Here is a 3,242-nt window from a genome sequence, read left to right as displayed (position 1 = left end):
TTTTGAATAATGAGCTGGCGATGACTTACTCTCACATGGGTAACCCCACACTACCATCAGCGCAAAGAGGTTTCACTTCTGAGTTCGGGAAGGGATCAGGTGGTTCACTCTTGCTATGGTCGCCAGCACAACTGTTTATGGACTTGTTCGGGTCTTATCTGACTGCTTTGCAGTGTTTGCCTTACTTGGTACCAAATAGAATACATTAACAGGGATATCTGAGTTGAATATTGTCTTACTAACGAGCTTCTGAATCAAGCTGTTTTGCTGGATATCGAATCAATTGCGCTTTATACAACAACTGTTTGGGTGTTGTATAGTCAAGCCTCACGAGCAATTAGTACTGGTCAGCTTCATGTATCGCTACACTTCCACATCCAGCCTATCAACGTCGTAGTCTTCAACGGCTCTTTAGGAGACATAAAGTCTCGGGGAAATCTTATCTTGAGGTAGGCTTCCCGCTTAGATGCTTTCAGCGGTTATCCCTTCCGAACATAGCTACCCGGCGATGCCACTGGCGTGACAACCGGTACACCAGAGGTTCGTCCACTCTGGTCCTCTCGTACTAGGAGCAGATCCTCTCAAATTTCCAACGCCCACGGTAGATAGGGACCGAACTGTCTCACGACGTTCTAAACCCAGCTCGCGTACCTCTTTAAATGGCGAACAGCCATACCCTTGGGACCTGCTTCAGCCCCAGGATGAGATGAGCCGACATCGAGGTGCCAAACACCGCCGTCGATATGAACTCTTGGGCGGTATCAGCCTGTTATCCCCAGAGTACCTTTTATCCGTTGAGCGATGGCCCTTCCATACAGAACCACCGGATCACTAAGACCTACTTTCGTACCTGCTCGACTTGTTGGTCTCGCAGTTAAGCGCGCTTTTGCCTTTATACTCTACGCGTGATTTCCGACCACGCTGAGCGCACCTTCGTACTCCTCCGTTACTCTTTAGGAGGAGACCGCCCCAGTCAAACTACCCACCAGACATGGTCCTCGTCCCGGATCACGGGACAGAGTTAGAACCTCAATATTACCAGGGTGGTATTTCAAGGATGGCTCCATGGCAACTGGCGTCGCCACTTCAAAGCCTCCCACCTATCCTACACAGGTAAGATCAAAGTTCAATGTCAAGCTGCAGTAAAGGTTCACGGGGTCTTTCCGTCTAGCCGCGGGTACACCGCATCTTCACGGCGAATTCGATTTCACTGAGCCTCTGCTGGAGACAGCGCCGCCATCATTATGCCATTCGTGCAGGTCGGAACTTACCCGACAAGGAATTTCGCTACCTTAGGACCGTTATAGTTACGGCCGCCGTTTACTGGGGCTTCGATCAAGAGCTTCGCTTACGCTAACCCCATCAATTAACCTTCCAGCACCGGGCAGGCATCACACCCTATACGTCCACTTTCGTGTTTGCAGAGTGCTATGTTTTTAATAAACAGTTGCAGCGGCCTGGTTTCTGAGGCTGCCAGCAGCTCAAGGAGCAAGTCCTATCACCACCGGCAGCGTACCTTCTCCCGAAGTTACGGTACCATTTTGCCTAGTTCCTTCAGCAGAGTTCTCTCAAGCGCTTTGGTCTACTCGACCTGACCACCTGTGTCGGTTTCGGGTACGATTCCTGTGTAACTGAAGCTTAGAGACTTTTCCTGGAAGCATAGTATCAGCCACTTCACCAGTAAACTGGCTTGCTATCAGTTCTCAGCATAGAGCACCCCGGATTTGCCTAAGATGCATGCCTACAACCTTTCACCTGGACAACCAACGCCAGGCTGACTTAACTTACTCCGTCCTCTCATCGCATTACACAGAAGTATTGGAATATTAACCAATTTCCCATCGACTACGCCTCTCGGCCTCGCCTTAGGGGTCGACTCACCCAGCCCCGATTAACGTTGGACTGGAACCCTTGGTCTTTCAGCGAACGGGTTTTTCACCCGTTTTATCGTTACTCACGTCAGCATTCGCACTTCTGATACCTCCAGCAGACTTCTCAATCCACCTTCATCGGCTTACAGAACGCTCCCCTACCACTTACGCATAAGCGTAAATCCGCAGCTTCGGTACTATATTTTAGCCCCGTTACATCTTCCGCGCAGGCCGACTCGACTAGTGAGCTATTACGCTTTCTTTAAAGGGTGGCTGCTTCTAAGCCAACCTCCTAGCTGTCTATGCCTTCCCACATCGTTTCCCACTTAATATAGATTTAGGGACCTTAGCTGGCGGTCTGGATTGTTTTCCTCTTGACTACGGACGTTAGCACCCGCAGTCTGTCTCCCGGATAGTACTCATTGGTATTCGGAGTTTGCATCGGTTTGGTAAGTCGGGATGACCCCCTAGCCGAAACAGTGCTCTACCCCCAATGGTATTCGTCCGAGGCGCTACCTAAATAGCTTTCGGGGAGAACCAGCTATCACCGAGTTTGATTAGCCTTTCACCCCTATCCACAAGTCATCCCCCGGCTTTTCAACGACGGTGGGTTCGGTCCTCCAGTTAGTGTTACCCAACCTTCAACCTGCTCATGGATAGATCACCCGGTTTCGGGTCTATACCCAGCAACTAAAACGCCCTATTAAGACTCGATTTCTCTACGGCTCCCCTATTCGGTTAACCTCGCTACTGAATATAAGTCGCTGACCCATTATACAAAAGGTACGCAGTCACCGAACAAGTCGGCTCCCACTGCTTGTATGCATGCGGTTTCAGGATCTATTTCACTCCCCTCACAGGGGTTCTTTTCGCCTTTCCCTCACGGTACTGGTTCACTATCGGTCAGTCAGGAGTATTTAGCCTTGGAGGATGGTCCCCCCATATTCAGACAAGGTTTCACGTGCCTCGCCCTACTCGACATCATTATCTAAGCCCTTTCGTGTACAGGACTATCACCCACTATGGTTGCACTTCCCAGAGCATTCCACTAAAACTTAGATAACTTAATGGGCTCTTCCCCTTTCGCTCGCCGCTACTGAGGGAATCTCAATTGATTTCTTTTCCTACGGGTACTGAGATGTTTCACTTCCCCGCGTTCGCCTCAATAACCTATGTATTCAGTTATTGATACCTACCTTATGGTAAGTGGGTTTCCCCATTCAGACATCTCCGGATCACAGGATATTTGCCGCCTCCCCGGAGCTTTTCGCAGGCTATCACGTCTTTCATCGCCTCTGACTGCCAAGGCATCCACCACATGCACTTAATTACTTGACTATACAACCCCAAACAGTCGTCCATCCCTACAAG

The 3,242-nt window shown here is 49.9% G+C and carries 2 rRNA genes; both read right to left on the bottom strand.

The features are described from left to right. Window positions 1-12: 12 nt before the first annotated feature. Window positions 13-127 (bottom strand): 5S ribosomal RNA (gene rrf / locus NI467_RS14440). 189 nt (window positions 128-316) lie between these two features. Continuing rightward, a 23S ribosomal RNA gene (locus tag NI467_RS14435) occupies window positions 317-3,209 on the bottom strand. Window positions 3,210-3,242 lie beyond the last annotated feature (33 nt).

This window comes from Acinetobacter sp. S4397-1, from assembly GCF_024129285.1.
Taxonomy (GTDB): Bacteria; Pseudomonadota; Gammaproteobacteria; order Pseudomonadales; family Moraxellaceae; genus Acinetobacter; species Acinetobacter lwoffii_C.
The sequence above is the reverse complement of the archived record's forward strand: the minus strand, read 5'-3'. Positions and strand labels throughout refer to the sequence as shown.